The organism is Exiguobacterium sp. s146, assembly GCF_018618415.1.
In the GTDB taxonomy this organism is placed as follows: domain Bacteria; phylum Bacillota; class Bacilli; order Exiguobacteriales; family Exiguobacteriaceae; genus Exiguobacterium.
Map to the genome: position 1 here is coordinate 432,715 of NZ_JACSMA010000002.1, position 18,340 is coordinate 451,054.

Genomic DNA, 18,340 nt, shown 5'->3' on the forward strand with positions numbered 1-18,340 from the left:
CCGGTTGGATTCGGGACTTTCTATTTAAACGAGTTGCGCTTTATATGCTTCGTACTCTTCGTCAGTCAATGAGACGTAATGGCCTGGCTCGACTTCACGGAGTGGTGGGATGCTTGAATCCTCATCCGAACGTCCGACGGCACCGAGTGACTTCGACTCATACACGATCCGCTTACGAGTCCGCTCATGCTCCGGATCCGGAAGTGGGATTGCCGAGAGGAGTGACTTCGTATAAGCGTGGAGCGGGTTCTCATACAAACGCGCTGCAGGAGCGAGTTCGACGAGGTGACCTTGATACATAACACCGATCCGGTCCGAGATATACTTGACCATCGACAAGTCGTGGGCGATGAACAAGTACGTGAGGTCACGGTCGCGTTGCAATTCTTTCATCAAGTTGACGACCTGGGCTTGAATCGATACGTCGAGAGCTGAAATCGGCTCATCGGCGATGATGAAGTCCGGTTCGACCGCGAGAGCGCGGGCAATCCCGATCCGCTGACGCTGACCGCCCGAGAATTCGTGCGGGTAACGGCTCGCGTGCTCTTTTGTGAGACCAACTGTTTCGAGAAGGTCGTAGACACGGTTCATCCGGTCTTCTTTCGTCTTGGCAAGACCGTGGATATCGATACCTTCGGCGATGATATCCGCGACGGTCATCCGTGGGTTGAGCGATGCATACGGATCTTGGAAGATCATTTGCATGGCGCGGTTGAACTTCAACTTATCGGCGTTGCTCTTCTTGCCGTGAACGTTCTCACCTTTGAAGATGACGTCCCCGTCTGTCGCATCGTAAAGTCCGATGATGGTACGACCTGTCGTCGATTTCCCACATCCAGACTCACCTACGAGTCCGAGCACTTCACCTTTATAAATATCGAACGAGATGCCGTCGACAGCTTTGACGACGCGGCCTCGTCCAATTTTAAAGTGCTGCTTCAGGTCTTTTACTTCGAGTAATTTCTCGCGTTCCATTATTCAGCACCACCTTTCAAAATCGATTTCGCGAACGCGCTGTCCGGACGATACTTGAGCGCAAGCTCACGAATCGCTCTCGGCGGGCTCACTTGCGGGGCTTGTGGGTGCAATAACCAGCTTGCCGCATAGTGCGTGTCGCTAATTTGGAACATCGGTGGTTCTTTTTCAAAGTCGATTTTCATCGCATACGGGTTACGTGGTGCGAAGGCATCGCCTTTTGGTGGGTTCAATAAGTTTGGCGGTGTACCCGGGATGGCCGGGAGCGCCTCGTTCGGGTCGTCGGTCGGACGTGGCATCGATCCGAGCAAGCCCCATGCGTATGGGTGACGTGGCTCGTAGAAGATTTCGTCGACCGTACCTTTCTCAACGATTTTCCCAGCGTACATGACGGCAACGCGGTCTGCCATGTTCGCAACGACACCAAGGTCGTGCGTGATGAAGATGATCGCTGTGCCTGTCTTTTGCTGGATGTCTTTTAAGAGCTCCAAAATTTGAGCTTGAATCGTGACGTCGAGGGCCGTTGTCGGCTCATCGGCAATCAACACTTTCGGGTTACAAGCGAGCGCGATCGCGATAACGATCCGCTGACGCATCCCACCTGAAAGTTGGTGCGGGTATTGTTTGAGACGCGCCTCTGGGTTTGGAATCCCAACGAGTGTGAGCAATTCAAGCGTACGCTTCTTCGCATCCTCACCCGTGAGTCCTTGGTGTTGCTTCAACCCTTCGGCGATTTGTTTGTAGATTGTCATCGTCGGGTTGAGCGATGTCATCGGATCTTGGAAGATCATCGCGATATCGCGCCCACGAATTTTAAGCATTTCTTTTTCCGACAACTTCGCCAAGTCTTTCCCTTCGAACAAGATTTCTCCGTTCGTGATTTCACCTGGCGGGTTTGGAATGAGACGCATAATCGCTTTCGAAGTGACGGATTTACCAGAACCCGATTCCCCAACGATGGCGAGCGTCTCGCCTTTTTTCAAATCAAACGATACGTTGCGAACGGCTTGTACCGTTCCAGCATACGTATGGAACGAGACCGCTAAGTCTCGGACAGATAAAATCGTTTCCATGCACGAGTCCCCCTGTTTCTTTATTATTTACGCATTTTCGGGTCGAACGCATCACGCAAGCCATCGGCGAGCAAGTTGAAGCTGACCATGAGCAAGACGATGATGATTGACGGGATGACGAGCAAGTACGGGAACGTCCGCAACTCTTTGTATCCGTCGTTAATCAACGTACCAAGTGACGCTTGTGGCGGTTGAAGTCCGATCCCGATGAAACTAAGGAATGCCTCAAAGAAGATGGCAGCTGGAATCGTGAACATAAGTGTGATGATGATGGCGCCGAGCGTGTTCGGAATCAAGTGTTTGAAGATCAAACGTGTACTTGAAGCACCGAGCGTACGGGCAGCCAAGACGAACTCTTGGTTTTTCAATTTCAATATCTGACCGCGGACGAGTCGACTCATCCCGATCCAGCCGGTGATGGTCATCGCCAAGATGATCGTGAAGACACCCGGGTCAAAAATCAAGATGAACAAGATAATCAAAATCAAGTTAGGAACACCTGTCAAAATCTCAACGATCCGTTGCATGATGTTATCCGTACGGCCACCGAAGTAAGCCGAGATCCCACCGTAAGCGACACCGATGACCGTATCCACGATAGCCGCCATCAAACCGATGAAGAGCGAGATGCGTGTCCCTTCCCAGATACGTGACCAAAGATCACGGCCGAGGTAGTCGGTACCGAACCAGAAATTCTCTTCGACGTTCTTCTGTTCATAGAAGTCGATTTCACGGCCACCGAGGTTGGCCATCCCGTCAAACCCAGCCCATTCAAGTCCTGTGACTTTTGGCGGAAGTTTGGCTTGCGAGATGTTTTGCGTATAGGCGTCACGGCCAGAGAGCATCGGGCCGAATAGAGCGAGCAAGACAAGAATGACGATAATCGATAACGACAAGATGGCTGCTTTGTTTTTCTTTAAGCGCATCCATGCATCTTGCCAGAAGTTTAGACTTTTACCAGCAATTCGTTCAGCGAGCTGTTCGTTCATCTCGACACGTTGGAACATGTCTTGGTCGAACTGCTCGAAATTCTTTTTGTTTTCAATCATCAGTTATTCCCCCCAAGACGAATACGTGGGTCAACGACTCCGTAGAGCAAGTCGACAAGTAGAATGATAAGAATGAACAGGCCAGAGAAGAAGAGCGTCGTGCCCATGATGACCGAGTAATCATTCAACGTGATAGAAGTGACGAACAATTCACCGAGTCCAGGTACCGCAAAGATTTTTTCGATAACGAACGTACCTGTCAATAGACCGGCCGTCATTGGTCCGAGGATTGTGATCGCTGGAATCATCGCGTTACGCACCATGTGCTTCCAAACGATGGCATTCCCGGTCAATCCTTTCGCTTTCGCGAGCGTGACGTAATCTTGTCCGGTAACTTCTAGCATCTCGGTCCGGACGAAACGGGCAATCGATGCCGTGACCCCGAGCGAGAGCGAGATGGTCGGTAAAATCGTATGCGCCGGAGAATCCCAGAACGCAACAGGGAGCCATTGCAACTTAACCCCAACATAGTACTGAAGCAGGGCTGCAAAGACGAATGAAGGGACAGAAATCCCGATTACCGATACGAACATTGAACCATAGTCAATGTATGTGTTATGACGAATGGCTGCCACGATTCCGAGCAACAATCCAACAAACGTCCCAAGCACAAGTGCTTGAATACCTAATTGAGCTGAAGGTCCGATTCGTTCCATAATCAATTCCGTCACTGGCCGGTTGGCCGTACGGAACGATACACCAAGGTCCCCTTGCACAAGGTTTCCTAAGTAAGTCGCATAACGAACTGGAAGCGGATCATTGAGTCCGTAACGGTCGTTCAAGAGCTGAATTTGTGTCTCCGTCAATTTCTCCTGGTTTTGGTAAGGCGAACCTGGAAGCAGGTCCATCAGGAAAAACGTGAACGTCGCAATCAAGAAGAACGTGATGAGGCCGTAAGTCAGCCGCTGAAGAATATAACGTCCCATAAATAAATACCCCCTGTTTTTCTAATGTGTCTATGCTTGCACCAACAGCGTCACTATGACATATTTCCCTTTTCATGAATTCACAAAATGAAAGGAATTTTCTGAAAGAATAGGTCAAACGTCATCTCAAGGCTCTTAGCACAGCACATGAAAATTGAAGAATCCTTAGTTTGTAAAGTATTCTGAATTTTCACTGTTACTACATTATACTTTACCAACAAAACTTTTGAATAGTTTTTTCTCTGATTTCTCATTTTTTTTTAGAAAAGGGGGGACATGCGTGATGCATGCCCCCTTCTCATTTAGTTGATGTCGACGTATTTGTACTGGTAGTCAGCACCGAATAGTTGACGGTTGAAGTTTTCGACGTTCGGACGGAGCAAGTAAGCGACACCCGCTTGGTAAAGCGGCATGATGGCTTGGTCTTGTTCAATCAAGAGCGTTTCTGCTTCTTTGAACTTGTCATAACGCGCATCGATCGCTGTTTCAGCTGATGCTTCATCAATCAACTTGTCGTATGCTGCCGACTTGTAGTTGATGTCGTTCTGACCGTTGTCTGATGTGAAGATGCCAAGGTTCGTGAGTGGATCTTGATAGTCAGGTCCCCAAAGGGCGAATGACATCTGATACTCTCCGTTCGCTTCGAGTTCGAGCTTGTTGTTGAACGGTTGTTGTGAGATGTTCACGGTCACGTTCGGCAAGTTCGACTCGAGTTGGCCTTTCATGTACTCTGAAATTTGTTTCGATACTTCGCTATCGAATGAGAGAAGTTCGATGGTGACAGCTTCGCCGCCAGTCGCCTCTTCCCAAAGTGATGCTGCTTCGTCAGCGTTCGTTTCGAAATGCTTCACGCCTTCTGCGTAATCCGTTCCGTCTTCATACTTGATGAATTCTTTCGGGACAAACGAAGTCGTTGCGATTGAGCCGTTGTTCAACAGCTGATCGATAATCCCGGTTGGGTCGACCGCACGAGCGACGGCTTTACGGGCGTTGACGTCAGCGAAGAGTTCATCTTCGTGGTTAAACTTGAAGTAACCGACAGATGACCGAAGGCCTGTGCTGTAGTCATCGTTCTCTTGGAATGCGGCAACTTGTTCAGATGAGAGGCCGGCGTAGTCGACTTCTCCTGCTTCATACAAGTTGACGACAGTTGATGTGTCTTTGACGACGCGAACGTCGACTTTCTCGAGGGCTACATTTTCAGCATCCCAATACGATTCGTTTTTCGCTAACACGTATCCTTGCTCGCGATCCCACTCCGACCATGTGAACGGACCGTTGTAGATGTGGTTTTCTGGTGACGTTGAGAAGTCTGCGCCTTTTTCAGTGGCGAACGCTTCGTTGATCGGTGTGAACGTACCGAACGATGTGAGTGAGATGAACGATGGGTCTGGACGCTCGAGTGTAACTTCAAGTGTCTTCTCATCGATCGCCTTCACACCGAGATCTTCTTTAGGAAGTTTACCAGTGTTGATGGCTTCGGCATTTTTAACCGTGTTCATGATGTACGCGTACTGTGAACCTGTTTCAGGATCCACGGCGCGTTGCCAAGCGTAGACGAAGTCGTTCGCTGTGACAGGTTCTCCATTTGACCATTCCGCGTCACGGAGTGTGAACGTGTAGACCGTTTCGTCTTCACTCACTTCTGGCTCTCCTTCGGCGATGGCTGGAACGGCATTTCCGTCTTGGTCAAGACGGTAAAGACCTTCCATCGTGTTGGCGATCAAGTTGAACGCCACAGCGTCCGTCGCGAGCGCCGGGTCAGCTGTAGTAATGTCAGACGTATCCGTCAAGCGGAGAATCTTTTCTCCGTTCGAAGACGAATCGCCGTCAGAGTCTCCGCCAGTCGAGCAAGCGGCGAGCACTGAACCGAGTGCCAAGATGAGTGTCATCATGAGCAAAATCGATTTTTTCTTCATTGCGATGTCCCCTTTCTGTATCGTGAAGCATGGCGTTTCGTCGGACCGTAACATCTTACTTTTTCTTTAATTTTCTGAATATTTCATTTTGTATCCGACGAAAGAACGTTAGGGCTATTGTAAAAAAAAATTAATCAAACTGTCAACTCCCCAATAAACCGCTGTCATTTTTGACACGAACTTCTCGCCATTTATGCCGCACAACGGGTATCATAGAGCCATAGGGCGGATGACTCGAGGGAGCGCATCCACACTGAAAGGAGTTTGTCACATTGAAAAATTTTAGAAGTATATTAATCGTTTGGGGAATTGTCACAATTGCCTACACGATTTGGTCTACCGTCTCCTACTATCAAGATGAGACGATCTGGTTCCATTTGAGCGGCGGCTTGTTCGTTGGCGGCATACTCGTCTTTGCCATCGGCATGTTTTCTCATATGGGTGCCACCGGATTGTTCGACGGATTCATGTACGGCTTCAAACGTAATCGTCGGGCCAAGTTGAAAGAGATCGATCCGGACTATGAAGAAGATGAAGAAGCGTCACCGGAAGAGCGCGCCGACCAAAGACGCTCGGCGTGGCGCTGGGTGTACGTCGGTGTCGCAAGCGTCATTCTTTCCTACGTGATCACGCTCGTTTGACCTTCCGATTTCACGGTCGATGTGCTACACTATGGCTAGAACAATAGGAAACACAAAGAAGAAGACAAGTACCTCGAATCCCCTTTCCCCCCAGAGAGTCTACGTTGCTGCGAGTAGATGGAGAGCGTCGAGCGAATGGACTTCGGAGTGGCTCGCCTGAACGGTAGTACGGCGAGACGGTCACGCCCGTTAACGCGATCAAGTGGCATGAGTTTCATGCAAATTTGGGTGGCACCGCGGTTATTCGTCCCGATTTATCGGGCGGGAAACCGCGGTTTTTATATTCTCTGGAGGTGCAATCATGGCAAAAATCTTTTCTGGCATTAAACCGACCGGCGTCGTGACGCTCGGTAACTACTTAGGCGCGATGAAACAGTTCGTTGAGCTGCAAGAAGAACACGAAGCGTTTTACTGCGTCGTCGATCTCCATTCGATCACGGTTCAACTCGACCGCGTCGAGTTGATGGACAACACACGCAAGCTCGCGGCCCTCTATATCGCCTGCGGTCTCGACCCTGAGAAGTCGACGATTTTCGTCCAATCGGAAGTGAAGGCGCACGCCCAGCTCGGATGGATGTTGACATGTATCGCTGGCATGGGTGAATTGAGCCGGATGACGCAGTATAAAGACAAATCACAGAATAGTGAAAACATCGGTGCCGGCTTATTCGTCTATCCGACCTTGATGGCGGCCGACATCCTCTTGTATGGCACGGAACTCGTACCGGTCGGCGATGACCAAAAACAACACGTCGAATTGACGCGTGATTTGGCCGAACGCTTCAACAAGCGATACTATGAGACGTTCACGATTCCTGAGCCGCTCATTCAAAAAGAAGGCGCCCGCATCATGAGTTTGACGAACCCCGTTAAAAAGATGTCGAAGTCAGATGCGAATGCGAAAGGTTTCATCTCGATGCTCGATGAGCCGAACGTCATCCGTAAAAAAATCAAGAGTGCGGTCACGGACTCGAGCGGTGTCATCAGCTTTGACCGTGAGAATAAACCGGGCATCTCAAACTTGCTCGAGATTTACTCACTGTCGACGAACACTCCGATTGATGAACTCGTCGAACGCTACAAAGATTCGAACTATGGAACGTTCAAACAAGACGTCGCCGAAGCGGTCGTCGCCATGCTCGAGCCAATCCAGAATCGCTATCACGAACTTGTCGACTCAGCCGAGCTCGATGCCATCCTCGATGCGGGTCGTGAGAAAGCCGAAGCCGTCGCCAACAAAAATCTCGCTAAAATCGAGAAAGCGATGGGACTCAACCGGAAACGGGCCAAAGTGAAAAAATAAAACGAAGCCGCCCTTTGCGTTCAAAGGGCGGCTTTTTCGTGCAACGTGATTGCTCAAACGGAAGACACAAAAAAAGAGACAGGCGTCCCCGTCTCTTTTTTGTATGCGTATTGTTTCTTATTACTCTTTGCCTTCGATAGATGCCCACTTGTACGAGTAGTCAGCGCCGAACGCGTGTTCAACGATTCCTTTAACGTATGGCTTCGTGAGGCGAGCCGATCCACGTTGGTAAACTGGCGAGATCGCGTTCTCTTCAAGAACGATTTTCTCTGCAGCTTGAAGGTCAGCCCAACGCTGTTCAGCATCTGTGCTTGATTTCGCAGATTCGATGAGCTTGTCAAATTCTTCGTTCGACCACTTACCACGGTTGTATGGTCCGTCAGTGACGAAGAGGTCAACGAATGTCATTGGATCCTGATAGTCAGGGCCCCAGCCAGCGAATGTCAACTCGAACTCACCTTTGTTCTCAAGGTCAAGTTTGTTGTTGAACGGTTGTTGCTTGATTGTAAGCGTGATCCCTGGAAGGTTCTTCTCAAGTTCACCTTTGATGAACTCACCGATTTGCTTCGCAGATTCTGAGTCATAGTTGAGGAGCTCGATTTCGACAGAGTCTTGACCGAGTTCTTCAAGTCCTTTTTCCCAAAGCTCTTTCGCTTTGTCCACGTCGTAGCCGCCGATGTCGCCGTTCGCTTCACGGAAGTCCGCGCCGTCTGGTCCAGTGACGAAGTCTTTAGGTACGAGGTAGTTGGCAGGGACTGAACCGTTCGCAAGGAGCGTTTCAGAGATCGCTGCTTTATCGTATGCCGCGTCAATCGCATTACGGATGTTTTGGTTGTCGAGCGCTTCAACCTCAGTGTTGAACTGAAGGTAGAAGAGTGTTGGCTCAACGACAGTTGAGAAGTCTTCGTTGTCTTGGTATTGAGCAACGAGTTCAGAAGTCAAACCAGTGCGGTCAACGTCGCCGTTTTCGTACAAGTTAACACCTGTTGAAACTTCTTTAACGACTTTAACGTTGATTTCTTCAAGTTTGACGGCTTCAGCATCCCAATAGTCGTCGTTTTTGACCATTTTCCAGCCTTGCTCGCGCTCCCAGCTTTCGAGTTTGAACGGTCCGTTGTAGAGAGTTGTCTCTGCAGACGTACCGAAGTTCTCGCCTTGCTCTTTGTCGAACGACTCAAGTTTAGGCATGAATACGCCGAAGCTTGTGAGACCGAGGAAGTAATCAGCTGGTGCAGTCAATTTTACTTCAAGTGTCTGCTCATCAGTCGCAGTGACGCCGACAGCGTCACGCTCGCCTTTGCCTGTGTTGTAGGCTTCAGCGCCTTCGATGATTGACATAACGTAAGCATATTGTGATGCGTTGTCCGGGTTAAGAACTTCTTTCCAAGCGTATTCGAAGTCGTTAGCTGTTACAGGCTCGCCGTTAGACCAAGTTGCGCCTTCACGGATTTTGAACGTGTACGTTTTACCGTCTTCAGAAACTTCGTGTGACTCCGCGATCCCTGGTGTCGGGTTATCGTCTTTGTCCATACGATAAAGACCTTCGTTAACGTTGTTCAAGACGTTGAATGAAACCGCGTCTGTTGCAAGCGTTGGGTTAAGTGAAGGGATGTCTGAGCTATCGAGCAAGTTGAGGACTTGCGCTTCATCAGTATTTTCTGATGCGTTATTGTCAGTTGTTGCTCCCTCTTCCTCCCCTGTCGAACATGCCGCTAGGAATGCGCTAGATAGAAGTGTTACCGACGTTGCTAAAGCAAAACCTTTTTTCTTATTCATTGCGATGACCCCCTGATTTTTTTCGTTTTAACGAAATGAACGATGGTAGAAAATTCTGATAGTTCACTTTACAAAATTTGTTACCACAATCCCGTTGAAGCAATAATACAATATTCTGATAATTTTGCAAAGTGTTTATTTTGATTTTTCTAAAAAATTTTTAGTATAGGCTAAAAGCCCGCCTATACAGACGGGCTTTTAGCTCATTTTTCATAAACTTTAGAAAATGTTAGGACGTACGAAGGACCGATGACCGGAAAACCGATTTCCGCATATTTGGAATCGACCGTGTAAGATCTTCCAGCTTGGTAGATTGGGATAACGACAGCTTCTTCTAACAATCGTTTTTCGGCTTGTCGATACGTCTCGTTTCGCTCGTCCAGCGCCTCGGTCGTTCTCGCTTGTTCCATCAAACGATCGAACGATTTGTCGGCAAATCCGCTCGAATTCAAATAATTATCTGTCTCGAATTGGGTCAAATAGGCACTGAATGCCGGATAGTCCGGCTGCCAACCGGAAAGAGATAGCGCGTATTCACCTGCGACTTCTTTCCTAACTTTGTCCCCGAGCGGGAGTTCGACGACGTTCACTTGAAGACCCGGAAGTTTTTCAAGCTCTGTTTCAATCGTTTGGGCGATTTGTCGTGCCTCGTCATCGACAAAGCTGAGCAACTCGATTTCAATCTCGTCTTCCTCGAGCCGCTCGAGCACGTCTGCGAACAACGTGGCCGCTTCCCCGTCGAGTGAAGGATCGAGTTCCGCGTCATCGGTGACGAGCAATCGTTCGGTCGTCACTTCGGCCCGGGCGAGCGAATCTTCCAGGGCTTCCCGATTCAAAGCAAGGGCGAGCGAGCGCCGGAAATCAGCATCATCGAACGGATACTCGTCGACATTCGGTTTCAAATAGAAGACGCCGCTTCGCGGGACGTCAACGAGTTCCCCTTCGAGCGACTCGATGGTCGCCTCGTCCGTGCCGTACGGAATCGGATGGATGCCATCAGGTTCTGAATCCAGTCCTTCATCCGCCAGAATCATAATTTCTTCAAGCGTGATACGATCGGCGTCGTAATACGCCTCGTTTTTCTTCAACGTGACCTGGGCCGCATCCAGCGATTCGATTTGAAACGGTCCGTTCGCATCAAGCTCTTGCCATTCCCCAATCATCGTCTGGGGTAAAAAGGCCGGCATCGCTAAAATTTGCTCGAACCCTTCTAGCGGTCGTTCGAGTGTCAACTCGAGCGTCTGCGCATCGACGGCCTTTACACCGAGCGTCTCTGGTTCTTTCGTCCCGAGACTGATGGCTTTTCCGTTCAACACATCCTCAAGTAGAAAACTGAACGGAGAATTCGTGTCGTCGTCGGCGAGCATGCGGAAATGCTCGACGAACGTCTCGGCCGTGACCGGATTCCCGTTCACGGTTTGACTTTCTTTCAACGTGAAGGTGTATGTCGCCCCGTCTTGCGACCGCGTCATCGTCTCGACGAGCCCCGGTTCGATCTCGCCGTCCGCACCGAAACGATACAATCCTTCATAAATATGTGATAACACGGTTTGTGAACTTGGGTCGATGGCGAGCAGCGTGTTCGGTTGCTCCGGTAACATCTCCCCATGAATCGTCACGATTTGTTCTTCAGGTGGTACTAATTCTCGTGCCTGCTCTCGTTGTCCGTACCATATAACGAAAAAAAGGATAAGGACTGAACCCAACAAGGCGGCACCGATGAAAAATCGTTTCATCTGGCATTCTCCTCTCTGTTAGCTCAACCCTTATACCCTACCCGTTTTTGCCACTTTTTTCTACTATTAGTCGTTGACTTTCGCGAACGCGAGCGTCGCGTTATGGCCTCCGAAGCCAAGTGAGTTGCTGAGTGCGTACTGGATATCAAGTTCCCGATTTCCTTCACGGACATAATCTAAATCACAATCGTCTGCCGGTGTCTCGCAGTTGATCGTCGGGTGAATCCGTCCTTCATGAATCGATAGCGCCGTGATGACGGCCTCGACTCCGCCGGCGGCACCGAGCAAGTGCCCGATCATCGATTTTGATGAGTTGACGGCCAAGTTGTGGGCGTGGTCACCGAAGACGTTGTGGATGGCTTTCGTCTCCAACATATCGTTGAGCGGTGTGCTCGTCCCGTGAGCGTTAATGTATTGCACGTCTTCTGGACGAATCCCCGCGTCCCGAAGTGCCTCATTCATCGCTTTCGATCCGCCTTCCGCTTCCGGTGATGGTGCCGTGATGTGGTAGGCGTCCGAACTCATGCCGTACCCGACGACTTCCGCATACATTTTGGCGCCACGCACTTTCGCATGCTCGTATTCCTCGAGAACGAGCACGCCCGCGCCTTCACCCATGATGAACCCGTCACGGTTCGCGTCGAACGGACGGCATGCCGTGTTCGGGTCCGGATTCGTCGATAGCGCTTTGTTGGCACAGAATCCTGAGAACGAGAGCGGTGTGATCGGCGCCTCGGCTCCGCCTGCGAACATCGCAAGCGCATCGCCACGTTGAATGACTTTGAACGCTTCCCCGATTGAGTTCGTCCCAGAGGCACAAGCTGTGACCGAACAGTTGCTTGGTCCTTTCGCCCCAAGGTAAATCGAGACTTGACCGCTCGCCATGTTCGGAATCATCATCGGGATGAAGAATGGGCTGATGCGGCGTGGTCCGCGCTCATGCAAGATGCTCGCTTGTTTGTCGATCGTCTCGACACCACCGATTCCGCTTCCGATCCAAATCCCGACTTCGTCCGCGATTGCTTTCACATCTAGACCGCTATCCCGATGCGCAGCGTCAGCGGCTAAAATCGAGTATTGGATGAACGAATCCATCTTGCGCGCTTCTTTCGGCTCGACCAAGTGATCGATGTTCCATTCTTTGACTTCAGCCCCGACTTTCGCCGGATATTGGCTGATATCAATCTTCGTTAACGTATCGACTGCATTGTCCCCGTTCAACAGTCGTTCCCACATTGCCGTAACGTCGTTCCCGAGTGGGGAAACGACTCCTAATCCTGTGATGACTACTCGTTTCATGCGTTAATCTCCTCCGTGATGTTAGCGTTATTCCATGTTAGACAACTCGCTCCCCATGTGAGCCCGGCGCCGAATCCGGCGACGACGACCGTCTGACCGTTTGAAATCTTACCGTGCTTGACCGCTTCGGCCAAAGCGAGTGGAATCGAAGCGGCTGACGTGTTCGCATGGTCTTGAATCGTGACGACGACTTTTTCTTCGTGAAGCCCTAACCGTTCAATCGCAGCGTCGATGATGCGACGATTGGCTTGGTGCGGTACGAGCACGTCCAGGTCCTCAATCGATTTCCCGGCTCCTGCTAGTGCTTCTAGTACGATATCCGGCATTTTACGGACGGCGAACTTGAAGACTTCACGTCCGTTCATGACGATTTTACCTTCTTCGTTCTCATATAAGAACTTTCCGCCGGTCCCGTCGCTGCCGAGTACGATCGAGTCGATGGCGGCCACCTCGTCTTCACCGAGGACGACGGCACCTGCCCCGTCACCGAACAAGACGGCGGTCGAACGATCGTCCCAGTCGATGAGGTTGCCCATCTTCTCGGCTCCGATGACGAGCGTCCGTTTCAGGCCTTTCGCCTGCATCATGCTCTTCGCCGTATCCATCGCGAAGATGAAGCCGCTACAGGCGGCACTGACGTCGAACGCGACCGCTCGCTTCGCTCCGAGGTTGGCCTGTACGAGACACGCTGTCGCCGGGAACGATGGCGCCGTGGCCGTCGCGCAAATAATTGCATCGATGTCTTCAATCGAGACGCCGGCACTTTGAAGCGCCCGCTCGGCAGCCTGTGTGGCCATGTCGGCGACACTCAAATCGGCGTCGGCCAAATGGCGCGCCTCGATCCCGGTCCGGGTCCGAATCCATTCGTCGCTCGTATCCATTCGTTTTTCCAAATCGATGTTCGTGATCCGGTTATCCGGAAGGAACGAACCGATCCCAATGATTCCAATGTTCATAGTGATGACCCCTATTCTTAGTATCTGGTACTAATATAAGGGAATAAAAAAGGGATGTCAACGCATCCCTCTCGATTATTCGCTTTGACCGAGTCGTTTCGTGACCGCCATGACCATTTTTGCCGAGTTGATCGATGCCGTTTCTAAAAATTCATCGAACGACAAGTTCGCTTCCTCGTCGGCGCTGTCCGAAATCGAACGGGTCACGACGAACGGAATCCCGAACTGGTAGCACGTCTGTGCGATTGGAGCGGCTTCCATCTCGACAGCCGCGACACCTTCGAAATGACCGAGGATGTCAGCGACACGTTTCGAGTCGTTGATGAACGAGTCCCCTGTCACGATGAGGCCCGTATGGACGTTCACATCATGGAGGCTCTCAATCACTTTTTTACAGACATCCATCAAATGAGCGTCAGCCGTGTACGCTGCCGGCATGCCTGGCACTTGGCCGTACTCGTAGCCGAACGCAGTCACATCGACATCGTGATGACGGACTTCGGTCGAGACGACGACGTCGCCGACTTTCATGCCTTTTTTAAAGCCGCCCGCCGAACCGGTATTGATGACGACGTCCGGTTTGAACTTATCGATGAGAAGCGTCGTACCGATGGCCGCGTTCACTTTCCCGATGCCTGACTTCAAAATGACGACTTCGACATTGCCGAGGTACCCTTCATAGAAGTGGTAGTTGGCGATCTCCGTGTCCGTTCGTTCTGTCAATTCGTTGCGGAGCAAGTTCACTTCTTCTTCCATCGCTCCAATGATTCCGATTTTCATTATAATTGCCTCCTCAGAAAGAGAGCGACATCCATGCGGAAGTCGCTCGTTTGTGTTACTTGATTTCTTTGATTTCGACGACCATGTCGCCACCTGGCGTTTGGACGTTGACGACGTCTCCGACCGTACGGCCGAGGAGCGCTTTCGCAATCGGTGATTCGTTCGAGATTTTCCCTGTAAACGGGTCAGCCTCAGCGCCACCAACAATTGTATACGTCTCGTTCTCGTTATCTTCTTGAATGAAGAATGTCACGGTCTTTCCGATCGCGACCATCGAGTTGTCAGCCCCATCATCTTTGATGATGACTGCGTTACGAAGCATCTCTTCGAGTTGAGCGATACGTCCTTCGACCATAGCCTGCTCTTCTTTCGCTGCATCATATTCTGCGTTCTCAGACAAGTCTCCGAAATCGCGGGCAATCTTAATATTCTCAACGACTTCTTTACGGCGCACCGTCTTCAGTTCGTTCAATTCATTTTCGATTTTCGCTTTTCCGTCTAACGTCATGTAATGTTGTTTTTCAGCCATTTCTGTCACTCCTTCATTGTCTCCTAGTATATTACAGCTAGGTAAAATTGAAAACGATTTATTTCCCTTACGCGCGGTTGCGTTCTGTCAGCACCCAGCGAATCTTCGTCACGAGCAAATCGATTGCGACAAAGTTTTCTCCGCCTTCAGGCACGATGATATCTGCGTAGCGTTTCGTCGGCTCACAGAATTGAAGATGCATCGGCCGGACGACGTTCGTATACTGGGCGACGACCGAGTCGATTGACCGGCCTCGCTCGTTCAAATCACGTTGCATCCGGCGCAAGATGCGGACGTCTGCATCCGTGTCAACGAACACTTTAATGTCCATCAAGTCACGCAGACGGTCGTCCTCGAGCGCCAAAATGCCTTCGACGATGACGACATCGACCGGTTCAATCAAAATCGTCTTGTCCGAGCGCGTGTGTGCCGCATAGTCATATACCGGCTTCTCGATTGCCTTATGGTCTTGCAACTGCTTGATATGCTCAATCAAAAGATCGTTATCGAAAGCGAACGGATGATCATAGTTCGTCTTATACCGTTCTTCCATCGTCATCTCTGACTGGTCTTTATAATACGCGTCTTGCTCGATCATGACGACCGATTGTCCTTTGAACGCATCCACGAGCGCGCGGGCTACGGTTGTCTTACCTGATCCGGTCCCCCCGGCCACGCCGATAATGACGGGTTTATGTTGCATCAAAGTTAAATCCTCCTCATCGTAATTTACGACTGATTGCTAGGCCATCACCAAGGGGCAAAATTGCAGTGTGATAATCGGTCCGTGCCATCAATTGCTCAGTAAACTCTTTTACGAGACGAACGAGCCGGCGGCGGCGGCGGTCAAGCACTGACATGTCGTCTAGCAGGACGTCCCCTCGTAAAAATAAATTATCGCTGTAAATCGTACCACCAATTGGTACTAAAGCGCCATACCCATCAAAGAATTTTTGATACTGACCTTTGGCCGCATCGATAAAGACCGCATCGAATTCTCCTTCAATCGTCCCAATCAACTCGACCGCGTCACCGTGGATGACGGTGATGCGATCCGACACGTCCGAACGTCCGATAAAGCCGAGCGCTTCTTCGTGACGTCGTGCGTTCCGCTCAATCGTGACGATTTCCGCGTCCGGCAACAGCTCGGCCATGCGAATCGCACTGTAGCCGATGGCCGTCCCGACTTCGAGGATGCGGGTCGGACGTTGCAACGCGAGAAGCGACAGCAGCACTTCTGAACCGGTCAAGTCCATGATTGGCACGTGGTGTTCTTTCGCGAACGCCTCCATCTCCGCCAACAGCGGAGACCGCGGCGTGACCAAGTTCTCCACGTAACCTTCATAGGATGAATGTTCCACGTCGTACACCTCTTACTCTCTATTCATTCAAACGACCGGAAGCCAAGGCTTCCGGTCGCATATCCGTCAATTGTTGTTTGCTTCTTCGAACGCTTCCCACTCCGGACGGTACTTGTTCACGTTTTGTTGGTGCGCCTCATAATCCACTTCGAACAAGACTTCCCCGTTCGGGAATCCTTCACGTGGTGGTCGGGCGTAGAAATAAACGTTATCCGTATCGTTCGGGTTGAGGGTGGCGACGAACGCGTCACGACTGACCGAAGCGATCGGCCCAATCGGGATGCCTTCGTAGCGGTACGTGTTGTAGAGTGAGTCGTTTTGAAGATCGTTGAACGATGTGAAGATTGACGTCTCCCCGGTACCGTACCAGACGGTCGGGTCGGACTGCAACTTCATGCCATCGGCTAAACGATTTTCAAACACGCCGGCAATCTCTTGCCGGTCCTCTGTCGACACGGCCTCTTTCTCGACGACCGAGGCGAGCGCGAGCGTCTCATGGAACGTGCGTCCTGAGGCTTCGACTTCACTTTGATACTCGGCATAGAGCTGTTCGGTCGGTTTCAACATCTCATCGATGATTTGTGTGAGTGTGACACCTTTGTCGAACTCATACGTGGCCGGGAACAAGTACCCCTCGAGCGGATGATAAATCCCATCGGCGAGTACTTCGTCGGTCAACATCTCATGCTCATTGACGAGCGAGCGGATATACTCCTCGTCGCTCAGTTTGGCCGAAATCTCTTCTTTCGGGATGTCCGCTTCTTTCGCGAGACGTGAGATGACCTGGTCAATCGTAAAGCCTTCCGGGATCACCAATTTGATGTCCGGGACGACGATGACTTTCCCGGTCTTCAGCGTGGCAATCAACTCGTCAAGCGACTGTGACGGAGACAATGTATACGTCCCCGCTTGGAACGATGATTCATTTTTAAATCGTGTATAAAAACGGAAAATCGTGCTATTCCTCACGAGCCCATTCTCTTCGAGTAGTTCGCCAATGTACCCTGAACCTGCACCGAGCGGGACCTCGACCTCGACCGACTCGGTCGAAGACGGGTCGACGGGTTCGAGCGATCGTTTTACGAACGCATACGACACCGCGGCACCTGTGGCGATAACTAGAAGAAAGACAGCAAGGATGATGACCGTAATTCGCCGAACGATCCGGTTACGTGCACGCTTCTCATCAAACATCGATGGATGGTTCATGCGCATTTCTCCCCTGTTCTTCTGTTATGAAGATGGGCGACGAGGGTTTCCCCTAGTCGCCCGCCCACGTATTAGTCTAATCCAACTTCGTCATTGACGATATCGAACGCTTCCATGACTTCCTCGAAATCAGCGTCGTCTTCAACGATCTTCAAGACGAACTCTTCATCTTCAAGTTCTTCGATTTCGAACGCGTATACTTCGATTGTGTCTTCGTCTTCCGTTTCCGGGTTACCGACCGGCTCAAGAACGACAAACGTCTTGTTTGTGCGGTCACTCGTCATTCGGAAAATTTCTGCGAATAAATGCTCGTCTCCATTTTCATCTGGAATTCGGTACATTTCTTCTTCGTTACGGCTAAGTTCTGCCATACGTAATTCCTCCTTATTTGCCTGCGCGATCCAGGTAGTTTTGTAAAATCATGACGGCTGCCATCTTATCGATGACTGCCTTTCTCTTTTTTCGGCTGACGTCTGCTGAAATCAGCATCCGCTCCGCTTGCATCGTCGTCAAACGCTCGTCGACAAGAACCGTCGGCAAACCGGTCGCCTCGGTGAGGGCCGCGGCAAACGCCTGTGACGCCTCGCCCCGAGGTCCGATTGTCGCGTTCATGTTCTTCGGAAGACCGACGACGACTTCTTTCACATCGTACTGCTCAATAATCGGTTGAAGCAGACGGACAGCTTCGTCAAAGTCCGGCTCAGTCCAGTAGACCGTTTCCACACCTTGCGCCGTCCATCCCATGAGATCGCTCACGGCGACCCCAATCGTCTTCGAACCGACATCGAGCCCCATGACTCGCTTCATA

At 50.8% G+C, this 18,340-nt stretch carries 18 protein-coding genes and 1 other annotated feature; of the genes, 2 read left to right on the top strand and 16 right to left on the bottom strand.

From position 1 onward, the window contains the following. Positions 1–24 precede the first annotated feature (24 nt). The 5 genes from KNP83_RS08860 to KNP83_RS08880 form a co-directional block, all read right to left on the bottom strand. Positions 25–975, bottom strand: coding sequence for an ABC transporter ATP-binding protein (locus KNP83_RS08860; protein ID WP_214762146.1), 951 nt, complete (start codon positions 973–975; stop codon positions 25–27). Then, positions 975–2,048 carry an ABC transporter ATP-binding protein gene (locus KNP83_RS08865; RefSeq protein ID WP_214762147.1) on the bottom strand — a complete coding sequence of 358 codons (1,074 nt, stop codon included), beginning with the start codon at positions 2,046–2,048 and terminating at the stop codon, positions 975–977. The genes KNP83_RS08860 and KNP83_RS08865 overlap by 1 nt, the downstream gene beginning before the upstream one ends. Positions 2,049–2,071: 23 nt before the next feature. Continuing rightward, positions 2,072–3,097, bottom strand: a complete 1,026-nt coding sequence (opp3C, locus tag KNP83_RS08870) for an oligopeptide ABC transporter permease (protein WP_285801559.1) — start codon at positions 3,095–3,097, stop codon at positions 2,072–2,074. After that, positions 3,097–4,023 carry an oligopeptide ABC transporter permease gene (gene opp3b / locus KNP83_RS08875; protein ID WP_214762148.1) on the bottom strand — a complete coding sequence of 309 codons (927 nt, stop codon included), beginning with the start codon at positions 4,021–4,023 and terminating at the stop codon, positions 3,097–3,099. Before opp3b ends, opp3C begins: the two co-directional genes overlap by 1 nt. A gap of 302 nt (positions 4,024–4,325) precedes the next feature. Continuing rightward, positions 4,326–5,942, bottom strand: coding sequence for a peptide ABC transporter substrate-binding protein (locus KNP83_RS08880; RefSeq protein WP_214762149.1), 1,617 nt, complete (start codon positions 5,940–5,942; stop codon positions 4,326–4,328). Between the two features lie 272 nt (positions 5,943–6,214). Here KNP83_RS08880 and KNP83_RS08885 point away from each other — a divergent pair, with 272 nt between their 5' ends. Both KNP83_RS08885 and trpS read left to right on the top strand, forming a co-directional pair. Then, on the top strand, positions 6,215–6,583 hold the full coding sequence (locus KNP83_RS08885; RefSeq protein ID WP_214762150.1) for a DUF3899 domain-containing protein: 369 nt from the start codon (positions 6,215–6,217) through the stop codon (positions 6,581–6,583). Positions 6,584–6,629: 46 nt separating this feature from the next. Beyond that, positions 6,630–6,838, top strand: a binding site (T-box leader). Between the two features lie 46 nt (positions 6,839–6,884). After that, positions 6,885–7,886 (top strand): tryptophan--tRNA ligase, encoded by a 1,002-nt coding sequence (gene trpS, locus KNP83_RS08890; protein ID WP_214762151.1) that lies wholly within the window; start codon positions 6,885–6,887, stop codon positions 7,884–7,886. Between the two features lie 120 nt (positions 7,887–8,006). Here trpS and KNP83_RS08895 read toward each other — a convergent pair whose 3' ends face one another. From KNP83_RS08895 to ruvX, 11 genes are all read right to left on the bottom strand, one after another. Next, positions 8,007–9,662, bottom strand: a complete 1,656-nt coding sequence (locus KNP83_RS08895) for a peptide ABC transporter substrate-binding protein (RefSeq protein WP_214762152.1) — start codon at positions 9,660–9,662, stop codon at positions 8,007–8,009. A gap of 203 nt (positions 9,663–9,865) precedes the next feature. Beyond that, positions 9,866–11,398, bottom strand: coding sequence for a peptide ABC transporter substrate-binding protein (locus tag KNP83_RS08900; RefSeq protein ID WP_214762153.1), 1,533 nt, complete (start codon positions 11,396–11,398; stop codon positions 9,866–9,868). Positions 11,399–11,464: 66 nt separating this feature from the next. Next, entirely contained in the window at positions 11,465–12,697 is a 1,233-nt protein-coding gene (fabF, locus tag KNP83_RS08905; RefSeq protein ID WP_214762154.1) for a beta-ketoacyl-ACP synthase II, read from the bottom strand. Next, positions 12,694–13,653, bottom strand: coding sequence for a beta-ketoacyl-ACP synthase III (locus tag KNP83_RS08910; RefSeq protein WP_214762155.1), 960 nt, complete (start codon positions 13,651–13,653; stop codon positions 12,694–12,696). Before KNP83_RS08910 ends, fabF begins: the two co-directional genes overlap by 4 nt. Positions 13,654–13,728: 75 nt before the next feature. Then, on the bottom strand, positions 13,729–14,433 hold the full coding sequence (gene mtnN / locus KNP83_RS08915) for a 5'-methylthioadenosine/S-adenosylhomocysteine nucleosidase (protein WP_214762156.1): 705 nt from the start codon (positions 14,431–14,433) through the stop codon (positions 13,729–13,731). A 55-nt stretch (positions 14,434–14,488) separates the two neighbouring features. Beyond that, positions 14,489–14,962 carry a transcription elongation factor GreA gene (gene greA, locus KNP83_RS08920; RefSeq protein ID WP_214762157.1) on the bottom strand — a complete coding sequence of 158 codons (474 nt, stop codon included), beginning with the start codon at positions 14,960–14,962 and terminating at the stop codon, positions 14,489–14,491. Between the two features lie 67 nt (positions 14,963–15,029). Next, positions 15,030–15,665: a uridine kinase gene (udk, locus tag KNP83_RS08925; RefSeq protein ID WP_214762405.1), complete on the bottom strand. Its 636-nt coding sequence runs from the start codon at positions 15,663–15,665 to the stop codon at positions 15,030–15,032. A gap of 16 nt (positions 15,666–15,681) precedes the next feature. Beyond that, the gene (locus tag KNP83_RS08930) at positions 15,682–16,323 is read right to left on the bottom strand and encodes an O-methyltransferase (protein WP_214762158.1); all 642 of its coding nucleotides are present in this window, start codon (positions 16,321–16,323) and stop codon (positions 15,682–15,684) included. A 66-nt stretch (positions 16,324–16,389) separates the two neighbouring features. Next, entirely contained in the window at positions 16,390–17,532 is a 1,143-nt protein-coding gene (gene mltG / locus KNP83_RS08935) for an endolytic transglycosylase MltG (protein WP_214762159.1), read from the bottom strand. A 71-nt stretch (positions 17,533–17,603) separates the two neighbouring features. Next, positions 17,604–17,903, bottom strand: coding sequence for a DUF1292 domain-containing protein (locus KNP83_RS08940; protein ID WP_021066932.1), 300 nt, complete (start codon positions 17,901–17,903; stop codon positions 17,604–17,606). Between the two features lie 13 nt (positions 17,904–17,916). Beyond that, the gene (gene ruvX, locus KNP83_RS08945; protein ID WP_029595796.1) at positions 17,917–18,339 is read right to left on the bottom strand and encodes a Holliday junction resolvase RuvX; all 423 of its coding nucleotides are present in this window, start codon (positions 18,337–18,339) and stop codon (positions 17,917–17,919) included. Position 18,340: the final 1 nt, after the last annotated feature.

Bases quoted from the DNA above. Each gene is read 5' to 3' on its own strand.
- KNP83_RS08860 (WP_214762146.1), bottom strand. From the start codon at position 975: ATGGAACGCGAGAAATTACTCGAAGTAAAAGACCTGAAGCAGCACTTT.
- KNP83_RS08865 (WP_214762147.1), bottom strand. From the start codon at position 2,048: ATGGAAACGATTTTATCTGTCCGAGACTTAGCGGTCTCGTTCCATACG.
- opp3C (WP_285801559.1), bottom strand. From the start codon at position 3,097: ATGATTGAAAACAAAAAGAATTTCGAGCAGTTCGACCAAGACATGTTC.
- opp3b (WP_214762148.1), bottom strand. From the start codon at position 4,023: ATGGGACGTTATATTCTTCAGCGGCTGACTTACGGCCTCATCACGTTC.
- KNP83_RS08880 (WP_214762149.1), bottom strand. From the start codon at position 5,942: ATGAAGAAAAAATCGATTTTGCTCATGATGACACTCATCTTGGCACTC.
- trpS (WP_214762151.1), top strand. From the start codon at position 6,885: ATGGCAAAAATCTTTTCTGGCATTAAACCGACCGGCGTCGTGACGCTC.
- KNP83_RS08895 (WP_214762152.1), bottom strand. From the start codon at position 9,662: ATGAATAAGAAAAAAGGTTTTGCTTTAGCAACGTCGGTAACACTTCTA.
- KNP83_RS08900 (WP_214762153.1), bottom strand. From the start codon at position 11,398: ATGAAACGATTTTTCATCGGTGCCGCCTTGTTGGGTTCAGTCCTTATC.
- fabF (WP_214762154.1), bottom strand. From the start codon at position 12,697: ATGAAACGAGTAGTCATCACAGGATTAGGAGTCGTTTCCCCACTCGGG.
- KNP83_RS08910 (WP_214762155.1), bottom strand. From the start codon at position 13,653: ATGAACATTGGAATCATTGGGATCGGTTCGTTCCTTCCGGATAACCGG.
- mtnN (WP_214762156.1), bottom strand. From the start codon at position 14,433: ATGAAAATCGGAATCATTGGAGCGATGGAAGAAGAAGTGAACTTGCTC.
- greA (WP_214762157.1), bottom strand. From the start codon at position 14,962: ATGGCTGAAAAACAACATTACATGACGTTAGACGGAAAAGCGAAAATC.
- udk (WP_214762405.1), bottom strand. From the start codon at position 15,665: ATGCAACATAAACCCGTCATTATCGGCGTGGCCGGGGGGACCGGATCA.
- mltG (WP_214762159.1), bottom strand. From the start codon at position 17,532: ATGAACCATCCATCGATGTTTGATGAGAAGCGTGCACGTAACCGGATC.
- KNP83_RS08940 (WP_021066932.1), bottom strand. From the start codon at position 17,903: ATGGCAGAACTTAGCCGTAACGAAGAAGAAATGTACCGAATTCCAGAT.
- ruvX (WP_029595796.1), bottom strand. From the start codon at position 18,339: ATGAAGCGAGTCATGGGGCTCGATGTCGGTTCGAAGACGATTGGGGTC.